This window comes from Lacticaseibacillus kribbianus (assembly GCF_020180945.1).
Taxonomy (GTDB): domain Bacteria; phylum Bacillota; class Bacilli; order Lactobacillales; family Lactobacillaceae; genus Lacticaseibacillus; species Lacticaseibacillus kribbianus.
In genome coordinates this window covers 156681-181894 of sequence record NZ_JAIPUL010000002.1, presented here as the reverse complement: position 1 = coordinate 181894, position 25214 = coordinate 156681, and the positions used below count along the sequence as shown (strand labels likewise).

Sequence of the window (25214 nt, the reverse complement as noted above, 5' to 3'; positions counted from 1 at the left end):
ATTCAACTTGCCGACACGTCTCGCGATTGGCCCCAGATTATGCTGACCATCACCTGGACGTTCCGTGTCCATCCGCAGGGCCGAGACTGATCGGCTGGCGCAGCGGTCTGTAACCGGCTGCGCGCCTGTTGCTGTTTACGAATAAACGACATTGTAACAGGTTATTACGTGTTTTTTACACACCACGTGATCTTTGAGAATGCGATTTCATAATTTTGTTTTTAGGAACGAATGCCGGTTTTACGCGGTTTATTCGCCGTTTCTTACCCCGTTTTTTAACGTTTTTGCGATTGTTAGGCGGCATGAGATTTACATAGGTTTTACACGAAACCCGTTGTCAGCGGAACAGAATAAGCGCAAAATGGTACTGTTGAGTCATTTTGGAGAGTGTGAATATGACCGTAATCAGAAACATCGCAAGAGACCGGGTGCTGCAGATCACCGCGGCGCTTGCCGTGATCAGCCTGTTCTTTGCCAAACCGAAACTCGCAGACATAAACTTTTCAACGTTGTGGTCGATTCTGGCCATGATGACGATCATCCAGATCTTCGAGCACCTACATATCCTCGACTACTTCGCCTACCGCCTGACCACCAAGGCCGAGAACACCCGCCAGCTGACCTGGCTGTTCCTCGGTCTCGCCGTTGTGGCCGGGATGTTTCTGACCAACGACGTGACGGTGATCACGCTGGTGCCGTTGTACCTGCGCATCGCCAAGAAGTACGAGCTGCCCGAGGTCCTGCCGGTCACGTTGATTGGCATGGCCGCCAACTTCGGCAGCGCGTTCACGCCGTTCGGCAACACGCACAACATTTTCCTCATGAACCACTACCAGATCGCCGGCCTGCGCTTCTTCAGCTGGTCGATTCCGCTGCTGCTGGCCAGCCTGCTGTTGCTGTTCGGCTTCAGCCTGTTCGTCAAAAAGCAGCCGATTCCCGCCGTGCCGTTCCGCGACATCCGCATCCAGGCGCGGCCGACCATCGTCACCTGCATCGTGGCGCTGATCATTTTTGCCGGCGTGTTCCACGTCCTGCCGTCCTGGGTCGGCGCGATTGCCGCCATCATCTTGGCCTTCGCCCTGGCACCGAAAATCATGGGTGACGTCGATTACGCGATTGTCCTGACCTTCGCCGGCTTCTTCGTCATCGTGTCGGTGCTCCAGCAGATTCCGTGGGTCGTCAACCTCGTCTCCGGCCTGATGACCTCCGAGCACTCGGTGTTCCTGACTTCGATCATCTCCAGCCAGTTCATCAGCAACGTGCCGTCGACCGTCCTGATCGGCAAGTTCACGACGATGGCGCCGGCGCTGTTCCTCGGCTCCAACATCGGCGGCCTCGGCACCGTGATCGGCTCGATGAACAACCTGCTGGTCTACAAGGAGTACATGAACTTCGGCAACCACAAGAATGGCAAGTTCTTCCTAGACTTCTTCGGCCTCAACGTCATCGGCCTGATCATCCTGACCGGGCTGGGCTGGCTGATTCTGGACTTCGTATACTAAACAAAATCCTTAAAACACGGCCCTTCGCGCAGATGCGAGGGGCCGTGTTTTGGTGTGCGGACATGTCTGCCGCGTGCGGACCAGACTGCCGAGTGCGCGTCGGGCTATCTGGTTCGGGCCGGGCTGCCGGGTGCGGATTGGGCCGCTGGGGGGGCTGGTCGCAGCCTGCGGATTGGGCCCTCGGTTGGATCCGGGCTGCCGCCTGCGGACTGGGCCGCCGGTTGGGGCCAGTCCGTCGCGTGCGGTTCGGGCCGCCGCGGACGCCGAGCCGCCCGTGTTCCGGCTTGCTCAGCGGCCCGCACCGGCCGCGTTCCGGTCAGCTCGGCGCCCGCCCTGGCAGTCGGTCGTCAGTCCCTGTACGCGGCGGCCCAGGCGGCGACGGCCGCAACCTGCGCCGCCACCGCCTGGTCGCCGCTTCGGGTCAGCAGGTAGAAATGGCGCACAAAGTCGGGGCCCAGCGGCTGGGTGGCCAGCCCCTGCGCCGCGCGCGCCGACAGCAGCGAGCGCCCGAAGCCCTGGTGCAGGAGCGCGACGATGACCGCGTTGCTGGCGACGGTCAGCCGCGGCCCCTTGGCGTTGTGCTCGGCCAGGTAGCGCGCCGTGTAGTAGCCGACCCCGGAGTCCGACTCCCGCACTAGGAACGGCTCGCCCGCTCCCGCGAGCACCAGCGAATCGGCCATCAGCGTCGTCCTGTCCAGGCCGCTTGCCACCAGCGGTTTTTCGATGAAGCCGAGGTCCGCATCGTGCTGGGCCACGGCGGTCTGCACCGCGTAGGAGTTGGCCATGGTCACCTCAAAGCGTACCCGCGGAAACTGGGCGTACAGCCGCGGCAAAAGCTGCGGTAACAGCGCGGTGGCGAAGGTGTGGGAGGCGGCCAGGCGCACGCGCTGCTCGGCGGGCCCGGCGGCAAGCGCGGTGTGCAGCTGGTCCCAGCTGGCCAGCAGGTCGCTGGCTGCCTGGTAGAGCTGGGTGGCCGCCGGCGTCACGCCGAGCCGGCCGCGGCCGTTGCGCTCGAACAGCCGGCAACCGAACTCGGTTTCCAGCTGCTTGATCTGCGCCGACACTGTGGGCTGGGAGATGAACAGCAGCGCGGCGGCGCGGCTGAAGCTGCGGGTCTCGTACACCGCCTTGAAGGTTGCGAGGTTTTTCATTGGGGCTCCTTGCTATCGGTTTTTGTGATTGCTGATATTATAACAATTAAAAACGCCGATATTAAGTCTTTTGTATAATGAGGCAAAACGCACCCGAAAGGATCTCCCATTCATGTCACGCCTCACCAAGTTCCTCCCCGGCTTCGCCCTCTCCTTCGCCGTCGCCCTCGTCGCGGTCGGCCTCGCCCACTGGCTGCCGCAGCTCGGCGGCGCGACCATCGCCATCCTGCTGGGCATCGTACTCGGCAACACGCTCTGCCGCGACCCGCGCCTGGGCGCCGGCACCAAGCTCGCCGAAAGCCGGCTGCTCGAGTACTCCGTCGTCTTGCTGGGGCTGACCGTCACCTTCCAGACCATCGCGCACATGGGCTGGCGCGGCCTGGTCTACGTCCTCCTGATGATGACCACCGTGATCTGCGGCGCCTACCTGCTCGGCCGACGCCTGGGCTTCGGCGAGCAGATGAGCCTGATGTTCGCCGGCGGCAACGCCGTGTGCGGCTCCAGCGCGATCGGCGCGATTGCCCCGGCCATCGGCGCCGACGACCGCGAAAAAGGCGAGGCGATCACCCTGGTCAACCTGCTCGGCACCGTGATGATGCTGTCGCTGCCGTTTCTCGGCCAGGCGATTTTCGGGAAAAGCCTGCTGGCGACCAGCGCCCTGCTCGGCGGCACCCTGCAGTCGGTCGGCCAGGTCGTGGCCGGCGCCAGCCTGCTAAGCCCGCAAGTGGTCGCGTACGCCATGCTGTTCAAGATCACGCGCATCATCATGCTGGTGGTGGTCGTGACGCTTTTCACCCAAAAGGTGCGGCGCTCCCGGGCCGTGGCGGCGGACGTGCCGCCGGTCGCCGCGGCTGAGACTGCTCCAGCCGGCGTAACGGATTCCGATGCGGCGGCCGCACCCGGCGCCGCTCTCCCGACCAAGACCCACCGCCGCCTGCCCGTGCCGTGGTACGTGCTCGGTTTCCTGATCCTCTGCATGCTCAACTCCGCACTGCCACTGCCGACGGTGCTGGCCGACGGCGCCCACTTCGTCTCCACCTGGTTTGAGACCACCGCGCTGGCCGCCATCGGCCTGCGCCTGAACTTCCGCGCCTTCATGCGCCAGGGTCGCCGCTTCCTCGCGTACGGCCTGGGCGTCGGTGCCTTGCAGACGGTCGCCGCCCTGACCTTCCTCAAGCTGCTGGCCCTGTGACACGGTAACTTCGCGCTTCGGGCACAGATTCTTCACGCTCGCCGGTTATTCTGTAACCATAGAAGTAAGCTTGCCCCTTACCTCTACCCCAACCCACTTTCTCATATCCAAACTCCTGCCCCCGCTAAGCCACAGCGGGGGCTTTTTTGACCAGGGCGGAGCAGCGCGCACTTAGCGGATTGACCAGCCTAGCGCTGGTGCTTGGGCTGGGCTTTGGCCCGAGCGCCAGTGCGTAGCTGGTCACATCCGCGTCGCGCCGCGGAGCCCGACGATCCAGGGCGAAGCGCGGCGCATTGAGCCGGGCGGCTTGGCGCTTGAGGCGCACTTTGCCTCAAGTGCCAGCCTTAGCTAGACGAACCGGCGTTGCCGCGCGGAGCCCGACGATCTAGGACGACGCGCGGCGCACTTAGCCGGTCGACTAGCGTAAGGCCGCCCAACGTTACGCCGCCTCCCGCGCACCGCATGACCCCGAACACGCAAACTGGCCCGCCTCGTCATCAATCCGACAAGGCGGGCCAGTCGTGTGTCTGGTGGCCGCGCCGAAGCCACCGCGCGTGTGATTCGCGGTGGCTCTGGCCCTTTGCTGCTGTGTTGGTGAATCCTGAGGTGAGCCATCGCGCTAGGTCTTGCGATGACACGGTGGAACAAGCCCACGGTCTCCGGCTCGTCGCGGCTGCCCCGCGGTGCGGGTTGGCGAGTCGGCGGTGCGGCCATGGGGTGGCAGTCTTTGTCCCTGGTGTCTCCCTCAACTGATACCGGGAGTTACACTAAAGCGATTTCACTTGAAAGCCGGGTGGCGATACACGTCCGGCTTGGTAAGGGTGGGGTACTAACGGGGCGACCCGTTGACCGTTCCCCTGCGTGGTGACTACTGCAACAGCCGTGGCTCTGAGCTGTCGTCCCGCGCTAAGATGATCATCTGAAGGCATCATAACGCCGGTAACTTTTCCCGTCAAATATTAGGCCTTGGCCGGCAAAAAAAGTTTCGTTATCACCGTTGTAGCGCGGTTTTACCCGTAATTAAAAAACGCTGGTAAGGTTTGACACTATGGACCAGGCGCGCTTTCGGGGACGAACACAAAAGAGCACCCAGACCACGTGTGTGATCCGGATGCTCCTGTTTGGCGCCTCTCAGCGAAGCGCCTGTAACTCACGGTTCTGTGCTACTTGAACAGCTTCTGGAAGGTCAGGCCCACTGCCTTGTTGAAGGCGGCGAACTTTGCCCCAACCTTGGCCGCTACCGTGGTCTTGGTCGTTGTCGTTGCAGCTGCTGCTGGTGCCGTCGTGCCGTTTTGGAACGCGGTGATTGCGGCTTGGATGTCGGTCAGCGCCTCAACCTGGGCAAGCTTGTCGGCAAGCGCGGAAGCCTTGCGGCCGGCGTCACGTGCGGACGAGATGTCCTTGGCGAAGGTGTTGCCCGTCGCCGGGTTGGTCTGAGCCCCTACCGAAATCGGCATTGCGCGGCTGATGATCAGCGCGTAGGCACTGAGCGCGTGGTTAACCGTTTCGGTCAGCTTGGCCTCGATTGCGGCCGTCGTCAGCGTGCCATCGGCCGCCTGCTTCGCAAGATCTTCGAGGTCGGCCCCGAAGGTCTGGTCGGTCATCACGTCCTTAGCGTTGATCAGGTTAGCCTTGGTGAAGGTCGCCTTGACCGCGGCAATGTCCGGGTTTGCGTAAGCGGCGCTGATGATCTGGCTCAGCTCGGTCTGTGCGTCATCCGCACTGATCTTGCCGGCCTTGAGGTCTGCTGCCAGCGCATCCAGGTCACCGTAGAACGTCTTGCCGGTTGCCGGGTCCTTGGTTTCGCCAACCGTGGTGCCCAAAGCCGCCTTCGCCTTAGCGATGGCGTCCAGGACTTCCTGGGTCGCCGCGTCGGTCGTGTCGGTGTCGGGATCGGTGGTGTCACCCTCGGTCGGATCCGTTGCCGGGTCCGTGGTGTCGCCTTCGCTCGGATCCGTTGCCGGGTCCGTGGTGGCTGCGTCGTCTTGCGCCTTGATGAAGGCCTCGGCGGAGGCAATCACTTCGGCCAACTTAGCCGCCGCCTGGTCAGGCGTCAGTGCACCGGACTTGGCCTGTGCGGACAGGTAGTCAAAGTCGCCGTAGAACGTGCGGCCGGTGTCCGGGTTGGTCTTAGAGCCGATGCTCGAGTACTTGGACTTGGCTGCCGCAATGGCTGCCACGACGTCCGCTTGGGTGGTCGTGTCCGTGCCGGTTTCGGTGCCGGTCTCGGTCCCGGTTTCGGTGCCGGTCCCGGTTTCCGTCCCGGTGCCGGTGCCTTCGTCAGGATCGGTTGCCGCTGGCTTGTCGTAGAAGACGGTGACGGTCTTCGTCGTCACGTTGCCGAACTCGTCGGCCGCTTCGATGGTGAAGATGTTTTGGCCTTCCTCAAGCTTCTGCTCTTCGGAGAACGGAACGGTCACACCAGGGTTGGTGGCGTTGAAGTTCGGGTCCTCGTAGGTCTGGGCAATCTGGTTACCGTTGATGTAGATGCTCAGGTAATCGGAGTTTTCCGTCGCGCTCCCGCTGATGGTGAAGGTGTCCTTGTCGGTGTGGATGGCTGCGGTCGTGTCCTGATCCAGGTTCAGCTCAGGGGCGATGGCGTCCAGCACGATGGAGACACGCTCCTGAACGCTTTGGCCGGTCAGGGTGTTGCCGAAGACGATGCTGAAGTCGTGCTTGCCCAGCGCGCCAACTTGAAGGTCAACGCTGAAGGACAGGTCGGACTTGACGTCAACCGGCTGGCCCTCAATCATCAGGCTGGTCGTCGGGTGCTTGACGTGGCCGGTCAGGTGGTAAATCCCGGTGGCGGCGTCGTAGGCCGAGTCGTTGGTTTCCATGTAGTTGGTGCCGAACTTGATGCCGTTGTCGAAGGTAACCGCGTTGGTCAGAGGCTCAGCATCGTATGAGGAGTTAATCACAACCGGCTGGTACTCGGTCGAGTTGCCACCGGCATCCGTCAGGGTGATCACAATCTTGTTATCCCCGAAGCTTACAGGCAGGTCGCCGCTGATGTTGTGGTTCTCATCAAGCGTCAGGTCGATTGGGTCCCCGCCGTTGACGGTGGCCGTCGCCGCCACGGTGTCGGCCGTCACGGTGCCGGAGATCGAAACGTGGTCTTCGGAGGTCTGACTGGACCCGCCGTTGATGGTCACATCGTTGTTGAGCTCGGCTTGTGCCAGGTCCACCTTGGCGTCGTACGAGCCGATCAGCTGCGTGTGTGCCGCATCCGCGTAGAACTTGAACGAGGTGTCGTAGTCGGCCGCGGCGGTGACCGGCATGATGGCGGCAAAGTCGTCACCATCCCGCTGGATAATCAGATCTTGGGTGTTCCCGTTTTGATCGACGAAGGTGCCGTAGACGTCGCCGTCGTAGGTCCCCTGCAGGACGTAAACCGGAATCCCGTTCAGCTTACGGAGCGAATCGTAGTTGATGACCGTCGGCGCGCCGGAGGTCAAAACCAGCTCGCTGTCCACGATCCCTGGCAGCTCCGCGTCCGCAGCCTCGTCGACATAGTTGGACGCGTTATCGGTCACGTAGACCTCGACGTTGTTGGTGCCGTTGCCCAGCGCCTTGACCTGGTCGTCGGAAAGCGCAACCCGGATGCGGGTGTAGCCATCGGCGGTCGCACCCAGGTCCTCGAAGGTCCCGTAGTCAATCGTGCCGTTGATGCCGACGCCGGCGGACTTGGAAACGTCCAGGCCGGAGAAGTCATCCTTGACTTCGGCGTACGCGTAGTAGGTCGTCTGGCCGTTCTTGATGGCGGTGCGCAGCCCGATGTTGCGGATTTCTGGCGCCACGGAGTCGATCTTGAAGTTCATGTCGTAGGTCTGGCGATCGGCTTCGGATGCGCCGTCGCTCTTAGCCGTCACGCGGTAGGTGTACTGACCATCCGGTGCCTGGTCGTACTTGCCGGTGGCCTTGTTGTAGATGGTGCCGTCCCACTGCGGCAGGCTCAGCGAGGTGTAGTACCCGCCGGTTTGGTAGTAGTAGGACTTGCGGTTGCCGGTCGACTTCTCAAGCGTGGTGACCACGTTGCCGTCGGCGTCGAGGATTTCGAAGTTGATGTCAGACGCGTTGCGGAGCAGGTAGATCTGGCCCTGAACGTTCTGGTAAGTCCCGTTGCCGGTGCCGGAGAACGCCATGGCGTCCGGATCGATGGTGGTGCTGTCTTGAACCCCGAGGATTGGCGTGCTGGTGGCCGTCTTGGCGTACAGCAGCGTGCCGGAGCCAATGCCGAGCATCTGGGTGGCCTGGCCGTTGATCGGGTCGAAGATCGGTTGCGCATCCCAGTTGCCGCGGAAGCCCATGTAAGGCAGGTTCAAGTCGGTGCCGTCGGAGGCGGTGAAGCCGATGTAGCCCTCGACGAAGCTGTTTTGACGCAGGTCGGAAGGCAGGCTCAGGGTCAGGGTGACGGTCTTGGTGCCGTTGGCCGGCACTGTGATGTCGCCGTCGGCCGTGACGGTCGCGCCATCAACCGGCACGTCGTACATCGTGCCGTTGGCCGGATCGATCGCGTCGGTGTAAACGGCGTGGAGCCCGGTCGAGTCGTCCAGCGTGTAGGTCAGATCGCTGGCCGTGCGGTTGGTGAAGGTGACGTTGAAGGTGCGGGTGTCGCCGCTGATGCTCTTCAGCTCGACGGCCGGGTAGCCGTTTTCGGCAGTGACGGTGGACGGGTTGACCTCGAGGCGCTCGATGGCGGCCTCGGCGTCAACCATACCGGCACCCTGGCGACGCGGCGACTGAATGGCGTTGTCGTAGTTGGTGTCAAGCTCCGGGTTGGCGGTGTTCATCTCGATGGTCTTGAACAGCGCGATCAGGTCGGCGTTGCTCATCGCCTGGTACTGGGCGTAGAACGGGTTGGCCTGGTTGTTGGTCGCCTGCTTGAGCAGGGCCTGGGTCCCGGCGATGAACGGTGAGGCCATCGAGGTCCCGGACATGTTCGTGTAGGTGTTGTTGTTTTGGGTCGACCAGATGTTACCACCAGGGGCCGTGATGTCCGGCTTGAAGGACAGGTCGGTGGCCGGGCCGTAGGAGGTGAAGTAGGACATCTTGTCCTTGGCGTAGGACGCGTTGTCGGTCTGCTGGATGCCCAGGGAAACGCTGAAGGTGTCGGTGTCGTGACCGTTGGCCACGAATTCCGCCAGCTCGTTACCGGTGGTCTGGGACAGCGAGATGGTCGGGATCGCCTGGCCGATGGACATGGTGGTCAATTGCATGCTGCCATCGGTGTTGTTGACGATGATCAGGCCGGTGGCGCCGGCCGCGGCCGCGTTGATCTGCTTTTGAGTGAAGTCGAGTTCACCGCGGGCGACGATGACGACCTTGCCGGCCGCGTCCGCCGTCAGCTGATCAGGCGAGCCGATGCCGAGCTTGCCGTCGGCGTCGCGGGCAACGAAGAACTGCTTCTTGTCGAAGTTGTCTTGGGTCGCACCAACCGACAGCTGGGTGAGCTCAGGCGCAACGACTTCGGTGTCGCCGTCTTTGATGGTGACCGCGTAGCCGATCGCCTTGGTGTTTTCGGCGGAAGCGACAGTCGTCGCGTTGCGGGCAACGCCCGGTGCGCCGACCATTTCGGTGTCTTCGTCGTCGAAGTAGTTGGCGTTGGAGCCGTCCGTTGCAGAACCGCTGGAGCCGTCGTTACCGGCGGAAATGACCGCGGCGGTCCCGGCATCGATCGCGTTTTGAACCGCGGCCTGCTCGGGATCGTCCAGGCCCTGCTTGCCGCTGCCGGAACCCAGGGACATGTTCAGGACATCGGCACCGATCTTGGCGGAGTCTTCGATTGCGGCGATGACGGTGTCGGAACCGGTCGTCGCCTCGGCATCGGAGTTCGAGAAGACCTTCATGCCCAGCAGCTGAGCCTCAGGGGCAACGCCGACAACAGAGGTCGTCGGGTCGCCGCTGGTGCCGTTGGCGCCAATGATGCCGGCAACGTGCATGCCGTGCTGTTCCTCGACGGTGTCATCGGCGATGTAGGTGTTGGAGTCGTCGGCGTAGTTGTAGCCGTACGGCACCTTATCGGTCAGAAAACGCCCGTGGCCCACGGAGTCGGCAAACGCGTCGGCATCTTCGCGGGAAATCTTGGCCTTCGTCGGGTCGGTCAGGCGCATGTCCTTGTGGGACGCGTCAATCCCGGTGTCGATGACGGAAACGACGGTGCCTTCGCCCTTGTACTTGTAGTTGTTCCAGACGGTCGAGACGTTGGCCATGTCGTTGGACGTGGAGCTTTGCTCAACGGAGTAGAACTGACGGTTGACCGTGACGGACTTGACGCCGGACAGCTTCTGCACGGCGGCGAGGTCCTCAACCTTGATCTTGGTGGCAAAGCCGTTGACCACGTAGCCGTAGCTCTTGGTCGCGCTTTGGCCGGTGATTGCCTTGACGGCAGCCTTGACGCCGGTCTGAGCGGCGATGACCTTCTTAGACGCCGCCTGAATTTCGGCGGTGCTGGAGTAGTTCACCGTGATCGAGCCGTTCTCGGCCGCCGGCTTGGCGTCCAGCTGCACGATGACGTCGATGTAGGCGTTTTGCTGCTACTGGGAGCTCAGCTCTTGGTACTGAACGCCCTTGGCCGCCAGCTGATCGATGATGGCCTGCCGAATCGGGCTCACCTCAGTGGTGACGTTGGCCGCAGCCTTGGCGCTCGTGCCCGTCTGCGCAATGCTTGCCAGTTGTGCGTTGATGTCAGCTTTGACTTGCGTTTCAAGGAATGGTGAGACCGCTAATGCCCCTAAAGCCGCGGTGCTCGCCAGAAAAATCGTTAATTTGCGATTCTTAAGCTTCACAATGACCCCTCCATGCTTTTCACTAAATTTGAAATTGCCTCGGTAGCAATATCGCTATTATAATCAACGACCCATGCTTTGTCACCAAATTTTAACGAAGTATTCATAAAAAATGCAAAGGTGCCCGTTCGGCGGCGTCACGACGCGCTTCCACGCAAAATTTACAAATGGCGTTGAAATATCATTACGAATAAATTAGAATTGAACCAGTATTTTAATCGCACGAAGATGGAGGCTTGGATGATGAGAAAAGGGTTCACCAAAACACTGCTCCTGGTCGGCCTGACCCTGGGGCTGGCCACGGCTGCGGGGTGCAGCCAGCAGAAGGCGGCCGACCCCGTGATTGCGACCTACCAGGGCCACAAGGTCAAGGAGTCCACGTTTTACGCGGAGCTGAAGACCATGCCGAACACCAAGACGGCGCTGGCCAACCTCCTGCTGTACCGGGCGCTCGACCAGAACTATGGAAAGAAGGTCTCCAAGGCAACCGTGACTTCGGAGTACAACTCATACAAGTCGCAGTACGGCTCGCAGTTCGCCGCCTTTTTGAGCCAAAACAACATGACGCCCAAGCTGTTCCGCCGCACGCTGCGCCTGAACCTGCTGGGGGCCGCCGCGCTGAAAGCGACCCGCCCGATCACGAAGGCCAAGCTGAACAAGCAGTGGGCCGCCTACAAGCCGACCTTGACCGTCCGGCGCATCCAGGTCACCGACAAGGCCACGGCCGAAAAGGTAATCTCGGAACTCGACGCCGGCAAGGACTTCGCCCAGCTGGCCAGCCAGTACTCCGTCGACACCGCGACCAAGGACAAGGGTGGCACGCTGACGGTCACGAGCACCGACAAGACGCTCGACTCGACCTTCAAGGACGCGGCCTACGCGCTCAAGGCCAACGCCTACACCAAGACGCCGGTCAAGACCACGGACGGCTACGAGGTGATCAAGCTGGTGAAGAACCCGGGCAAGGGCAAGCTGGCCGACCACCAAAAGGAGCTTGAGGACACCATCTACAACTCCTGGCTCAAGAGTACCACGGTGATGCGCAACGTCTTCTCCAAGGCGCTGAAGAAGGCCAACGTCAAGGTGACGGACGCCGACCTCAAGAGCGCGCTGGACGTCTACCTGTCCAGCACCGACGACACCAACTAACCGAATTTCAAAAGGCGTCCCCTTCCCGACCGCTCGCTTGAGCAGCCGAAAAGGGGACGCCTTTTGCGTCTGACGACAGACCAAAGTGCGCTCGGCGCCGCCCTGGTTTTCGTCGGGCTGTGCCATATCACGCGAGTGCATGTGCCCACGCCGCCGCGCGGAATCAGCTGCACCCCCCACGCCGCCGGCTAGATTGCAGCTGAAAAAGACCTGTCTGTACTTAGGTTTGAAAGCCACAACCTGGTGAATTAACCACTTGGTAGGGCGTAGGCTCGGACGGACCACTGCAACGGCGGAGGGCCGGGGCGAGCCAGCGTGAAATTGCACTTAGCCAGCGGTTTGGGCTGGCTTAGTGCAAGGGCGGGTCCCGAGACCGCACTTTGGGCTCGGGGGAGCCCCACGCGTTCCGCCGCCCCGGCCCGGAGCCGGAAGCAGTGGTCCGTCCGGGCCGGAGCCCGGATTTTCAGACACTACCTAGAAAATATGCGCCTGGATCAAAAAAGGCCAAGCCGCCCTGCGACTTGGCCCCCGTTCACGGGAGGTTATCTGAGTTTGGCCTGCACGCTTTTGGGAAGTGCAGGACGGGCCACCGCGTGCCAGCCCTGGACCGTCTGGCCCTTGGCCTGCACGCGCAGGTAGGTGTGGGATTGCAGCGGGTGATCGGACACCGTGATCAAGAGGCGCCGCGGCCGGCCGGCCTGGTCGTACGCGGTCAGCCGGTAGTGGTAGTCGTGGCCGCCGTGGGCGTTGGCCGAACGGGTCGGCGTCGCGGCGGTACTGGTGTAGTAGTCGCGCGTGGTGACCAGCGGGTTGATGCTGTCGAGCACCGCCGCCCCCGCCGTCGTCCGGTCGCGCGTCACCAGGGGCGCCGCGCAGCACAGCGCGCCCAGAATCACGAACAGCCCGACACTGTTGATCACCCACCGCCTCATGTCTCCCACCTCCACGTCTGTCAGTGTACCAAGCCGACGGCGACCGGGCATGGGTCCTGGGGCCGACTTTGGTTCGGACTTGCGGCCCGCCGCCCAAGCAATGCCCGTCACCCCGAGACGCCGGCGCAGCCGAGTCGGTCCATTCCCCCGCTCACCCGCCGCGAAAACGCGGCGGCGGTTGTCTGCCGCGCAGGCCTGCTGTAACATAGGAAAGGCTGCGCCGCATTCGGCGCCATCAATCCGTACCCAACCGCGCCGCAGCGGGGCCGGGCACGGCTCACAAGGAGTTTTACCATGACCGATCACTACATCCTCGCCATCGACGAGGGCACCACCTCCACCCGCGCGCTTTTGCTCGACCACACCGGCCGCACGGTCGCCGACGCCCAGCGCGAGTTCACCCAGTACTTCGACCAACCCGGCTGGGTCGAGCACGACCCCAACGAGATCTGGCACGCCGTTGTCGCCACCATCTCCGAGGCCTTCACCCAAAGCGGCATCCAGCCCAAGCAGGTCGCCGGCATCGGCATCACCAACCAGCGCGAGACCACGGTGATCTGGGACCGCACCACCGGCCTGCCGATCCACCGCGCCGTGGTGTGGCAGTCGCGCCAGACCAGCGCCATCGCCGCCAAGCTCCGCGCCGCGGGGCTCGGCGAGATGATTCACGCCAAAACGGGCCTGCTGATCGACCCCTACTTCTCCGCCACCAAGATCCGCTGGTTGCTGGACGCGGTGCCCGGCGCCCAGGCGCGCGCCGAGGCCGGCGAGCTGCTGTTCGGCACCATCGACACCTGGCTGGCCTGGAAGCTGTCCGGCGGCGCGATCCACGTCACCGACTACACCAATGCGAGCCGCACCATGCTGTTCAACATCCACACGCTGCAGTGGGACGACGACATCCTCGCCGCCCTGAACATCCCCCGCGCCATTTTGCCTTCGGTCAAAGGCAACGCGGAAGTTTACGGCACGACCGCGGCGCCGGTCTTCTACGGCAGCCAGACCCCGATCGCCGGCATGGCCGGGGACCAGCAGGCGGCGCTGTTCGGCCAGCTCGCGCTCGAGGCCGGCATGGTCAAAAACACGTACGGCACCGGCTCGTTCATCGTGATGAACACTGGCCACACCCCGACCATGTCGGCCAACAACCTGCTGACGACCATCGGCTACGGCCTGAACGGCGAGATCACCTACGCGCTCGAGGGCTCCGTGTTCGTCTCGGGCTCGGCGATGCAGTGGCTGCGCGACGCCATGCAGCTTTTGACCCACGCCGGCGACTCCGAGGAGTGCGCGGAACGCTCCCAGTCGCTTGACGAGGTCTACGTCGTGCCGGCCTTCACCGGCCTCGGCGCGCCGTACTGGGCCCAGGACGCGCGCGGCGCGGTGTTTGGGCTGACGCGCGGCACCACCCGCGACGACTTCATCAAGGCGACCCTTCAGGCCCTGGCCTATCAGACCCGCGACGTGGTCGACACCATGGTGCAGGACACCGGCATCGCAATCCCGGCGCTGCGCGTGGACGGCGGCGCGGCCAACAACAACTACCTGATGCAGTTCCAGGCCGACCTGCTCAACACGCCGATCGAGCGCGCCGCCAACCTCGAGACCACCGCGATGGGCGCCGCCTTCCTCGCCGGCCTGGGCGTCGGCTTCTGGCAGAGCCCGGAAGACCTGCGCCAGGTTGCGCGCGTCGGCCGTCGCTTCACGCCAAGCATGCCCGCGGCGCGCCGCGAGGACCTTTACGCCGGCTGGCAGCAGGCCGTCGCCGCCACCATGGCGTTCAAGCACCACGCGCGCGGGTGACCGCGGCACGCCAAAAAAAACCGCCAAGACCCGAGTTGCGGGTGCTTGGCGGTTTTTTGGCGTGCCGGCACAATCTGTGGCGGCTACGCGTTGGGCCCCGTGATGGCCGCGACGGCGCGACTAACGGCCGCGGTTCTGGTTCAGGCTGTCCAGCGCGGCACCGAGGTCGCCCTTCAGCGCCGTTTGCTCGGCCCTGTTACTGGCGATTGTGGCCTTGTCGCCTGTGCGGCGAAGCGCGTTGATCTCGCGCTTTTCGCGACCCGAGACCAGGTTCTCGGCACTCAGGCTGCGGCCGCCGTTGATGCCTTCGAAACTGCGCCGAAGGAACGTCTCGTCCGCCGCCAGGCCAAGTTTCGCGACCACTGGTTCGTACTGGCGAAGCACCAGCAGGCGGTCGCCTTCCTTGATCAGGGCCGCGATCACCGCCAGGCCGGCTCGGCTTGAGGGCCAGTCCTCAATGCCGCGCGGCAGCGCCCCGGCCTTCTTGGTCTGATACGCCACCAGCTCGCAGTCCGCGACGAGGTCTTCGACCGGCGTGTCCGTTCGGCCAAGCAGCCCTTGGGCTTGCTTGGCGTTCGAGAGGTAATCCCGGTTCTTCGCCGTCGCCAGCGGCCCGGTGAGCTTCTTCTCCTCAACAATCGACGCGAAGGGCCCGCTCGCGGTGCGCAGGCCGGCGAGGACGCCTTCGCGGGTCGCGCGCGCCCCGGCCCGCAGCGCCTCCGGGTAGGCGGCCAGCTGCCTGTCCAGGCCGGGGTTGATGTTCACCGTGATCACCGGGGCCGAGAACAGGTTGCCCTGGAAGTGCTGCGGCACGGTCGGCTCCGGTTCGGCCGAATCCGCCGCGTTGCAGGCCCGCAGCGCCGCTTCCGTGGTGACCGCCGCGGTGTCAGCGTCCACCGGCGCCGCGATGCCGTTGACCTGGCGCACGAAGTTGATCCACTTCAGCAGCTCCGCCACGTCCTTTGGGGTCTTCAGCTTGTTGGCCTTTTGCGTGCCGAAGTAATCATCGATCGCCGCCAGATCCTCACCGCAAAACCCCAGCCAGCGCGGGTCTTCGGGTTCGCGCGCGATCCCCTCAGCGCCCAGCTTGAAGGGCGCCAGCGCATAGCGCGCGGGATCGGCCTTGCGCTTGGCCGCAAAGTCCTGCCACTTCGCCTTGAACGCGGTCAAAAACGCCGCGTAGCCGTCCGGCATGTACCCCTGCCACAGCGCGGTCAACTGCTCAATTGCTTGCTTTAACTCTTGGCTCATAACGACTCCTCCTGTCAGTACCGGCGCGCCCTTGCGCGCTCGGTCGCCTATTGTCTGTTCGCCACCTACCACCCGATGCTTCGCGCTTGGGCTACTGCTTGGTAAAGGCCGCCATCGACCCGACGTTGTTGCTGGCGAACAGGTCGAACGTGTCCGTGTAGACCATCTGGTTAGCGCTCAGGCTAAAGCCGAACACGCCCTCGCGCGGGGTTGCCCCCTCCTTTTTGCCTTCCCGGGTCCCGGTTTCAGTGGCGGTGAAGTTCAGGGCAAAATTCAGACTGCTGTCGGCGTCGATCAGGCCTGACAGGTCCTGCACCGCCGAGAGGTCCTTGAGCGCCGCCGAGCTGGCGATGTCTGCGGTCAGCTTCGCCTCATCAACCGTGTAGGTGCCACTGGTCTGAACCACCGTCTTGAGGTAATCCGGCAGCGGCGACTTCAGCGTGCTGGTCAGCTTGCCGTCTACCGTCAGGGTGACGGCGGCATCCGTCGTCCAGGAGCTTTCGTGGTCGCTGAACTTCCACGTGCCGGCCAGCTTGTCCTTCAGCTCCGGCAGAATCGTCTGCGTCAGCGTCTCGGCAAAGGTGGTGCGCTCGGACTCCGCCATCGTCATTGTGTTTTGCGCCGCGTCGGTGTCGGCGGTTGAAGACGCCTCATCCCCTGTGGTCGAGTCGTCGTATTCGGTGTCCGAGTCGGCGTCCCAATCATCCGTCGAGTCGTCTTCCTGGCTCTGCTGCGATTCGACCTCGTCTTTCAGCGACGAAGCCTCGGCCTTGAAGTCGCGCTTGTTGCGGGTGAACGCACTGCTGCCTTCAGCGGCGAACGCCATGGTCGAATCGCCAAGACTCAGGGTCAGCGTCTTATCCTTCAGCGCGTAGTGGATCTTGCCACTTTTGCCGTTTTTGGTGAAGGCGATGGTTTTGGCGCCGGTATCAACCGTCCCCGTCACGCTCGCCGCGCTTTCATCGATTCCCGACCCGCCCAGCGTGTGCGCCGTCGTCTGAAGCGTCGCCGTTTTGCCGTCGATGGTTAAGGTCATCAGCGCACTGTCGGACAGGCTCGAGCCATCCCCCAAAATGCTCTCGCCGTATGCGTTGAAGGTGCCGCTAAGCTTGCTGCCGCAGCCGGTCAGGGTCAACAGAAACATCAGGACCACAAGCCCTGCAAGAATCCCACGTTTTTTGGTCATTGTCACTTCTCCTCGTAATTCGCCAGCGCCATCCTCATGCGCTCGGTCACATATTGTCTGATTGCCAGTGGGCGCAACACCTTGACCATGTGCGCCTGCTGAAGCAGCCACATCCGCGTCCCGTAGCTGTCCACGGTGGGCACGATCATCCGCTTGCCCACCGCCGGCGGCCCACCCGGCACGTACGGAATCGGCACGTCCTCCAGCACCCGCGTCCCCGGGAAGCGGTCCGTGACGTACCGCGGGTCGGCGTAAAACTCGATCTCAAGGTCGATCTTCGCGCCGAGAAACGACAGGGTGCTTTGCTTGATCACCGCCGCCGATTCGTCCGGGATGTGCTGGCCGGAATTGTCGTGGCCCAGCCAGCGCGGGTTCGTGATGCGCGCGAGCTCGAATTTTTGCATTGCCTCGTCCAGGGCCGCCTCGTCGTGTGCGCCTGCGTGCGACGTCAGCATGAAGAAGTACAGGTCACTGAAAAACAGTGCCCGCGGCACCCGCTCGTAGTGGTGGACCTCGCCGCCGCGCGTGAAGTCAAAGGCCAGCCGCTTGCGCTGCCTGATGCCCTCGGCAATGGCGGCGATGAACGCCAGCTGCGGTTGCGACGGCGCCCCGATGTAGCCCGCATCGTTCAGGTGCCGCGCCATGACCTTGGGCTGGTCCGCCCCGCTCACCAGGTGCGCCAGCAGCACGGTCATCTCCTGATTGGCCAGGCTGCGCGACGCCAGCATCACCTTGCCGATCGCCAGGCGCTCCGGATCGGTGAGGTCCCCCTGCGGCTGCCGGTCCTCGATGCGGTACCGCCCCGTGGCCGTCTGCGGCAGGCTCACGTCGGCTCGCCGGTCCGCCAAAAAGGCTCGGATCTCCTGGATGTCGCGCTGGATGGCCCGCCCTTGCGCCCCGGTGGCATCGATCAGCCCCTGCTTGGTCAGGGTCTTGCCCCTGATCAACTCATCGTAGATGTACAGGAGCCTGGTATTTCTTGAATCTACCATGTGTCTCTCCTCCGTTAGTATTTCCCCCACGCGACCAGTATGACAGGCGATCTGGACGAATAGTGACCAGATCAACTCGTATATGACTAGAAATAAATTTTTTTTTGCGCAAAAAAAGCCGAGCCGCTGGTCGCGGCTCAGCCCAGAGCACAAAACGGGCACCGCGCGTTTCCCAAACTCAGAAAACGCGGAGTGCCCGCAGCTGCAAGGTCAATTTCTGTGTGGTGCGAACCGACCGCCTTCTGGCCGGCCTCCTAGCGCCGGCTTACAGCTCTTCGCCGTTGCTCTTGATCACCTTTTGGTACCAGTAGAACGAGTCCTTGCGGCGACGCTCGAAGGTGCCTTCCCCTTCGTCGTTGGCGTCGACGAAGATGAACCCGTAGCGCTTCTTCATCTCACCGGTCGAGGCGGAGACGATGTCGATGGCGCTCCACGGGGTGTAGCCCAGCAGGTTGCAGCCGTCGATCACGACCGCCTTTTCCATCTCGGCGATGTGGTTGCTCAGGTACTCGATGCGGTAGTCGTCGTGGATGCTGCCGTCGTCTTCGAGCTTGTCGTAGGCGCCAAAACCGTTTTCGACGATGAACATCGGCTTGTTCCAGCGGGCCTGCATCCAGTTCATGGCGTAGCGCAGGCCGACCGGGTCAATCTGCCAGCCCCAGTCGGAGCGCGGCACGTAAGGGTTCGGCACCTGGCCGTTCTGCTCGTCGTAGACCATGTCCGGGTTGTCGTCGCTGTACTCGACGGCACCGGAATTGTAGTAGGAGAAGCCGACGTAATCCACGGCACCGGCCTTCAAAATGGCCTTGTCCTCTTCCGTGACGTCGATCTTGTAACCCTTCTGGTCCCAGTAGTTGAGCACCCATTGCGGGTACGCACCCAGGGCCTGGACGTCGCCGAAGTAGTAGCGGTAGCGCATCGCGCGCTCGGCCATCATGACGTCCTTCGGCTTGGCGGTCAGCGGGTAAATCGGGCTCATCGCAATCATGTCGCCGACTTGGAGGGTCGGGTCGATGGCGTGGGCAATCTGCACGGCCTGCGCGGAGGCCACGAACTCGAGGTGGGCGGCCTGGAACATGGCCTCTTCCTTGTTCTCCCCGTCCTTGAAAATCAGACCGGAGTTTTGGAGAATCAGGTGGTCGTTGTGCCAGCTGGTCTGGTTGTTGATCTCGTTGAAGGTCATCCAGTACTTGACCTGGTTGTGGTAGCGGCGGAAGCAGGTTTCGGCGAACTTCACGAAGAAGTCGACCACTTGACGGTTGCGGAAGCCGCCGTACTCCTGAACCAACTTCAACGGCATCTCGAAGTGGGCCAGGGTCACGATCGGCTCGATGCCGTACTTTTTGCAGGTGGCAAACACGTCATCGTAGAAGGCCAGCCCTTCCTCGTTCGGCACGGCCTCGTCGCCGTTCGGGAAAATGCGGGTCCAGGCGATGGACAGACGGAAGCACTTGAAGCCCATCTCGGCGAACAGTTTGATGTCTTCCTTGTAGTGGGAGTAGAACTGAACGCCCCAGTGGTTCGGGTAGACCTTGCCGTCGAGCACCTCAGGGTCTTCAATCCGCGGCACGTCCTTGGAGCCGGCGCGCATCACATCGGCGATGGACAGCCCCTTACCGCCTTCTTGCCAGCCGCCTTCCATCTGGTGCGCGGCGCTCGCGCCGCCCCAGAGAAAGCCTTCGGGCATCTTGTAACCTTTTGTCATTGTATGAACACTCCTTTGAGAGAGGGTGGAACGAGGCGGGCTTAGCGGGACGGACTGCCTAGCACTAGCGCTTGAAGCGCTCTTTGCTTCGAGTGCTAGTGCTAGGCAGTCCGCTCCCGCGTTGCCTCGTGGAACCCGTTTGAGAGGGTGACAAAGCGCGGGCTTAGCGGATCGGCTAGCCTAGCGCTGGCGCTTGGGCCGCTCTTTGGCCCGAGTGCCAGTGCGTAGCTAGACGCATCCGCGTTGCGCTTTGGAACCCGTTTGAGAGGGTGACGCGGTGCGCACTTAGCGGGTCGCCCAGCGTAGCACTGGCGCTTGGGGCGCTCTTTGCCCCGAGTGCCGGTGCTAGCTGGGCGCACCCGCGTTGCACCACGGAACCCGTTTGAGAGGGTGGAACGAGGCGGGCTTAGCCGGTCGGCTAGCGTAGGGCTGGTACTTGAAGCGCACTTGGCTTCAAGTGCCGGACCTAGCTGGACGAACCGGCGTTGCCTCGTGGAACCCGTTTGATCAGGCGGCCAAGCACGCGCCACCCTGTTGCTTGCTTCGCTCTCTGCCCCCCGACTCGAGCGAAACTGGTTGGGACCGAAAGCCTGAATACAGACAAAGCCGAGACATCACTGTCTCGGCTCGCGATTACTTGTTGCCCAGACGCTTGTAAAGGTCAACGATCTCGCCGGCGAGGTCGCGGAAGGTGATGCTGGTCATCAGGTGGTCTTGTGAGTGAACCATCAACAGCGTTACCTTGGCGTGGTCGCCGTTGGCTTCGGCCGTCAGCATCTTGGTCTGCGCGTTGTGCGCCTCAACCAGGAAACCGTCCGCTTCCTTCAACTTGGCGTCGGCCTTGTCGAAGTCGCCTTCCTTGGCAGCGGCGATCGCTTCGAAAGCGGAGCTCTTGGCGTTGCCGCCGTTGATGATGAGGCCCATGATGGTCTCCATGTTCTGTTCTTCTTCTTCAGCCATGATTAGCGTATCTCCTTTATGTTCGCGGCGCGGGCTCGGCCCGGCCGCCGGTTTGTGATTATGGGCTACTCGGCCTTGGCCTTGTAACCACGCAAGGCCGCCTCCTGAGTCAACTGCGGCTCAAGCGCCGGCCTCGCGTCCCGTCAAGCGCTTACTTGACGGCGCTTACTTTTCAATTAGTTAGCAGCCTTTTCGATGGAGGAGAGGGCTTCGCGAAGCACCTTTTCGCCGTTCATCATGCCGTAGTCCTGCATGTTGATGACTTCGACGGGAATGGTAACCTTCTTCTGGAACTGGCCGAGCATGTAACGAACCTGAGGGCCGAGCATTAAGATGTCAGGGTTCTTGTCCTTGATCAGGTGATCGGCGTCGGAGGCAGCGGTTGCAAAAATGTCGGCGTCAATGCCGTCCGCAGCAGCGGCCTTTTGCATCTTGGAAACTAACAGGCTCGTGGACATACCAGCGGAGCACACAAGCATAATCGTCTTTTCTGCCATGGTAAATCTCTCCCTTGAGATTAAAATTTTTGGGCGGCTAGGTTTAACCGCTTTCATCACAATGCTATAATAATACATGGGTACAAATAAAACAAGTGCTTGCAACTAAGATTTGTCTGGAGGGCTGCGTATGTATCACGAAATCGCGGAAGAACTGATCAAGGCGATTCAGGCCGGAAAATACACCACCAAGCTGCCAACCGAGCAGGAGCTCATGAGCGAGTACCAGGTCAGTCGCAACACCATCCGGCGTGCGATCGACGTGGTCTACCAGCACGGGCTTTTGCGCCGGGTCCAGGGCAGCGGCTACTACATCAACGAACTGCAGCTGGAGGGCAAGATGACCGTCAACCTGTCGATCGGCGCCGGTAAGTCGCTGGTCAAGCACGGGCCGCTGACGTCCAAGGTCGTCACGTTCGACAAGGTCAACGCCGCCGAGATTCCGTTGGCCAAAACCATGAAGATCTCGGGCGCCGAGGACCTCTGGCGCATCATCCGCCTGCGCTACACCGGCGACACCCTGTACGCCCTGGAAGAGGCGTACTACATGCGCGACGTCGTGCCGTTCGTCTCGACCGAGGCGCTGAATTCTTCCATTTTCGATTTTCTCAAGGACACCTACGACATCGTGCCCTACTCCAGTGACGACTTCATGTCGGTGATGACGCTGGGGCCGGACCGGGCCGACCTGATGGAGCTGAAGCCGGGCACCAGCCTGATCTCGCTGGCGCAGATCAACTACATGCGAAACAACGTGATCTTCAACTTCTCGCGCTCCGTCTACGCCTACCCGGGCATGAACTTCTACTTCCACTCCGCGCACCTGAGCAGCAACTAGCAGAGGGTGGAAAAGCGCGGGCCGCGCCCGCGTTGCGCTTTGGAACGCGTTTAGCGGGTGGGGCGGGCTCCGGCCCGAACGCGCAACTGCTTCCGGCTCCGGGCCGGGGCGGCGGAACGCGTGGGGCTCTCCTGAGCCCAAAGTACGGTCTCAGGACCCGCCCTTGCAGTAAGCCGGAACAGACCGCCGGCTAACTGCAATTTCACGCTGGCTCGCCCCGGCCCTACGCCTCCAGCAATCGCGCGTTCGGGCCTCCGCCCTACATAGTGGCACGATGGCTGCCCAGCGGTACCCGCGACGACCGCGTTCGACGAACAGGCGACACTTCATTGACGCCGGACGATTATCGTTGCCGAGATTCTCAAGTCTCGGCAGCGTCACTCGCACGGCATCCCCCGCCGGCGCCTTGCCCGGCATTTTTGCACGTTTCGTGCACAATGCTGGAGCAATTCCCCTGTCCAAGCGTGTAAACTGGAGACAGGCGCTTGCTTCGGCGCGTCGAAACCGTCAAATTGAAAGCGGTGCCGTGGCGAACCACTCGGTAGCGGCCGGTGGGCCCCGGGCGGCGGAGGCCGTGAAAGGCGTCGCGCCTCGGATGACCGCGGGTTTGGCGGGCATTCGCGGCGGCGACGCCCGGCAAACTTGGAGACGGCCGCAGGGGCCGCAAGGCGCCGGCCGGCTTCAAGTTTAGGTTGGAGCCCAACGGGCGGAAACCGGCCGCACAGCCGCAGCCGCCCGGGGCCCACCGGCCGCGGCCGCCAGCACTGCAATCAAATGTACCACCGTAATGACCCCCGAGCACGGCGCCGGTTTGCGCCGTACTTTCATTATTTCAGATTCGAGAGGAGACAGTCAAATGAGTCAGGCTTTACCTAAAGGTTTCTTGTGGGGCAACTCCACTTCCAGCATGCAGACGGAAGGCGGCTACAACGAAGGTGGCCGCGGCCCTTCCGTCTACGACCCGCGCGAGCAGACGGAAGAGCACGGCGACTGGAAGGTCGCCATCGACGAGTACCACCGCTACGAGGAAGACTACGACCTCATGCAGCAGATGGGCATGAACTGCTACCGCTTCCAGATCGGCTGGAGCCGCGTGTGCCCCACCGGCGACGGTGAGTTCAACCAGGAAGGCATCGACTTTTACCGCGGCCAGATCAAGGCCTTGATCGCCCGCGGCATCACGCCGATGATCTGCCTCTACCACTTCGACATGCCGCTGGCCCTGGCCCAGAAGTACAACGGCTTCTTGAGCCGCCACGTGGTCGACGCCTTCGTCCGCTTCGGCAAGCGCATGATCGACGAGTTCGCCGACCTCGTGCCGTACTGGATTGTTTTCAACGAGCAAAACCTTTACACCACGCCTTACGCACGCGTCTACGCCGGCTGCCTTGAGGGCGGCGAAGACGACCAGTCGATTCTGACCATCACCAACCACGTGATGTCCTCGCACGCGCAGATTGCCAACTACCTCCACGAAAAGTCCGACACCGCGCAGATTGGCGGCATGCTGGCCTACGAGGAGTGCTACGCGGCAACGTCCAACCCGCAGGACGCCCAGTTCGCCCGCGAGATCGACGAGTTCTTCAACCGCAACCTGCTCGACGTCTACACCAAGGGCCACTACTCCAAGCAGGTGCTGACCTTCATCAAGAACCATGACATCGACTGGGACTTCACCGATGAGGACCGCGCCGCTTTTGCCCAGCTGAAGACCGACTTCATCGCCTTTTCCTACTACCGCTCCGACCTGATCGACTCCAGCAAGGTGCCGGTCAACACCAACCCGCTGCACTACCTGGACTACGGCATGGTCAAAAACCCGTACACCCGCAGCAACGAGTGGGGCTGGAACATCGATCCGCTCGGCTTCCGCGACATCCTGACCAAGGTCTACAACCAGTACGACCTGCCGATGTTCCCGATTGAAAACGGGATCGGCATCCGCGAGACCTACACGGGCAAGGAAATCCAGGACGACTACCGCATCGACTACCACCGCGCCCACATCCAGGCCATGAAGGACGCCATCTTAGAGGACGGCGTCGAGGTCCTCGGCTACCTCGGCTGGGGTCTGATCGACATCCCTGCCTCCAGCGGCAACATGGACAAGCGCTACGGCGCCGTCTACGTCAACCGCACCAACACCGACCTCCGCGACCTCGCCCGCATCCCGAAGAAGTCCTTCGGCTGGTTCAAGCAGGTCTTCGAAAGCAACGGTGCAAACCTGAGCTAGAGGGTGGAGCCGAGCGCTTAGCCGGCCGGCTAGCGTAGGGCTGGCGCTTGAAGCGGGCTTTGCTTCGAGTGCCAGTCCTAGCTAGGCGTGTCGGCGATGCTCGGTGGAACCCGTTTAGCGGGTGGAACGAGGCGGGTTTAGTGGGACGGATAGCCTAGCTGTGGCACTTGGGACCCGAACTTGGTCCCGAGTGACGCAGCGTAGGTAGCCGCTCCCGCGTTGCCTCGTGGAACCCGTTTAGAGGGCGGAGCCGAGGCGGGTTTAGTGGGACGGATAGCCTAGCTGTGGCGCTTGGGACCCGAACTTGGTCCCAAGTGACGCAGCGTAGCTAGCCGCTCCCGCGTTGCCTCGTGGAACCCGTTTAGACGGTGGAGCCGAGGCGGGTTTAGCGAGGCGGGTAGCCTCGTGGAACCCGGCTAGACAACAGAAAGAAGCATTAGCGCCCCGATTTGAAATCGGCTGCTAATGCTTCTTTTTGTGCTACCTTCATTTCTGCTCGCCGTCGCCGGGATACAATGTCCGGAAGAGCTGCCGCCACAGGCTGTTGGGCGTGTAGAACGTGTAGAAGTTCTCCCGCGTCACCGGCACCAGCTCCTCTTGGATTTTGCGTCCGGACTGCCAGCGCCGCACGTGGACGCACGGCAGCGCGTAGTGGAAAAACGCCAGCTCCAAGACGGCGCCGGTGCGCGACTGACCGGCGTGGCAGTGCACCACCAGGTCGTGGCCGTCCGCGATCGCCTGCTGGATGAACGCGTCGATGTCTCGCGCCGCGTCCAGCGTCAGCACACTCGCCGGCACGCCCGGCGTCGAGGCGACCACGTCGTCGGCGTTGATCCGCTTCACTCTTGCGTACTGGCGGTCCGCCGCAATCTCGGCGCTGTCGGCCACCTGGTCGAAGCTGCCGTGCAGGATCAGCACGTCCGTCCGCAGCCGGCGCGGTTGAAACAGCTTGTACGACGCGAGGTCGGCGCTGTATACGGTCGTTGTCATTCGTGAATTCCCCCGTTTTCCCTCAACTTTACCGGTTCCGGCGCCGGC

Annotated in this window: 15 protein-coding genes and 1 pseudogene; 6 read left to right on the top strand and 10 right to left on the bottom strand. The window is 62.5% G+C overall.

The window, feature by feature from the left end:
- Positions 1-395: 395 nt before the first annotated feature.
- Positions 396-1502 carry an SLC13 family permease gene (locus LE416_RS08115; RefSeq protein WP_225048001.1) on the top strand — a complete coding sequence of 369 codons (1107 nt, stop codon included), beginning with the start codon at positions 396-398 and terminating at the stop codon, positions 1500-1502.
- 347 nt (positions 1503-1849) lie between these two features.
- Here LE416_RS08115 and LE416_RS08110 read toward each other — a convergent pair whose 3' ends face one another.
- Positions 1850-2653, bottom strand: a complete 804-nt coding sequence (locus LE416_RS08110; protein ID WP_225048000.1) for a LysR family transcriptional regulator — start codon at positions 2651-2653, stop codon at positions 1850-1852.
- Between the two features lie 112 nt (positions 2654-2765).
- Here LE416_RS08110 and LE416_RS08105 point away from each other — a divergent pair, with 112 nt between their 5' ends.
- The gene (locus LE416_RS08105) at positions 2766-3845 is read left to right on the top strand and encodes a YeiH family protein (RefSeq protein WP_225047999.1); all 1080 of its coding nucleotides are present in this window, start codon (positions 2766-2768) and stop codon (positions 3843-3845) included.
- A 1163-nt stretch (positions 3846-5008) separates the two neighbouring features.
- Here LE416_RS08105 and LE416_RS08100 read toward each other — a convergent pair.
- Positions 5009-10630, bottom strand: a pseudogene (locus LE416_RS08100) (S8 family serine peptidase).
- 240 nt (positions 10631-10870) lie between these two features.
- Here LE416_RS08100 and LE416_RS08090 point away from each other — a divergent pair.
- Positions 10871-11779 carry a peptidylprolyl isomerase gene (locus LE416_RS08090; RefSeq protein ID WP_225047996.1) on the top strand — a complete coding sequence of 303 codons (909 nt, stop codon included), beginning with the start codon at positions 10871-10873 and terminating at the stop codon, positions 11777-11779.
- Positions 11780-12321: 542 nt separating this feature from the next.
- Here LE416_RS08090 and LE416_RS08085 read toward each other — a convergent pair.
- Positions 12322-12711 carry a YxeA family protein gene (locus LE416_RS08085; RefSeq protein WP_225047995.1) on the bottom strand — a complete coding sequence of 130 codons (390 nt, stop codon included), beginning with the start codon at positions 12709-12711 and terminating at the stop codon, positions 12322-12324.
- A 294-nt stretch (positions 12712-13005) separates the two neighbouring features.
- On the opposite strand from LE416_RS08085, the gene glpK reads away from it, so the two are divergent.
- The gene (gene glpK / locus LE416_RS08080; protein WP_225047994.1) at positions 13006-14514 is read left to right on the top strand and encodes a glycerol kinase GlpK; all 1509 of its coding nucleotides are present in this window, start codon (positions 13006-13008) and stop codon (positions 14512-14514) included.
- 120 nt (positions 14515-14634) lie between these two features.
- Here glpK and LE416_RS08075 read toward each other — a convergent pair whose 3' ends face one another.
- From LE416_RS08075 to LE416_RS08050, 6 genes are all read right to left on the bottom strand, one after another.
- Positions 14635-15765: a hypothetical protein gene (locus LE416_RS08075; protein ID WP_225047993.1), complete on the bottom strand. Its 1131-nt coding sequence runs from the start codon at positions 15763-15765 to the stop codon at positions 14635-14637.
- A 91-nt stretch (positions 15766-15856) separates the two neighbouring features.
- Positions 15857-16951 (bottom strand): hypothetical protein, encoded by a 1095-nt coding sequence (locus tag LE416_RS08070; RefSeq protein ID WP_225047992.1) that lies wholly within the window; start codon positions 16949-16951, stop codon positions 15857-15859.
- A gap of 2 nt (positions 16952-16953) precedes the next feature.
- Positions 16954-17943 carry a helix-turn-helix transcriptional regulator gene (locus LE416_RS08065; RefSeq protein ID WP_225047991.1) on the bottom strand — a complete coding sequence of 330 codons (990 nt, stop codon included), beginning with the start codon at positions 17941-17943 and terminating at the stop codon, positions 16954-16956.
- A 265-nt stretch (positions 17944-18208) separates the two neighbouring features.
- Positions 18209-19648, bottom strand: coding sequence for a 6-phospho-beta-glucosidase (locus LE416_RS08060; protein WP_225047990.1), 1440 nt, complete (start codon positions 19646-19648; stop codon positions 18209-18211).
- Between the two features lie 633 nt (positions 19649-20281).
- Positions 20282-20608, bottom strand: a complete 327-nt coding sequence (locus LE416_RS08055; RefSeq protein WP_225047989.1) for a PTS lactose/cellobiose transporter subunit IIA — start codon at positions 20606-20608, stop codon at positions 20282-20284.
- 176 nt (positions 20609-20784) lie between these two features.
- Entirely contained in the window at positions 20785-21105 is a 321-nt protein-coding gene (locus tag LE416_RS08050) for a PTS sugar transporter subunit IIB (RefSeq protein ID WP_225047988.1), read from the bottom strand.
- A 130-nt stretch (positions 21106-21235) separates the two neighbouring features.
- On the opposite strand from LE416_RS08050, the gene LE416_RS08045 reads away from it, so the two are divergent.
- Together LE416_RS08045 and LE416_RS08040 are read left to right on the top strand one after the other, a co-directional pair.
- A complete protein-coding gene (locus LE416_RS08045; protein WP_225047987.1) occupies positions 21236-21943 on the top strand; it encodes a GntR family transcriptional regulator in 708 nt (235 codons plus the stop codon).
- 856 nt (positions 21944-22799) lie between these two features.
- Positions 22800-24176 (top strand): glycoside hydrolase family 1 protein, encoded by a 1377-nt coding sequence (locus LE416_RS08040; protein WP_225047986.1) that lies wholly within the window; start codon positions 22800-22802, stop codon positions 24174-24176.
- Between the two features lie 486 nt (positions 24177-24662).
- On the opposite strand, the gene LE416_RS08035 is transcribed toward LE416_RS08040, so the two are convergent.
- Positions 24663-25166 (bottom strand): dual specificity protein phosphatase family protein, encoded by a 504-nt coding sequence (locus LE416_RS08035; RefSeq protein ID WP_225047985.1) that lies wholly within the window; start codon positions 25164-25166, stop codon positions 24663-24665.
- Between the last annotated feature and the right edge of the window lie 48 nt (positions 25167-25214).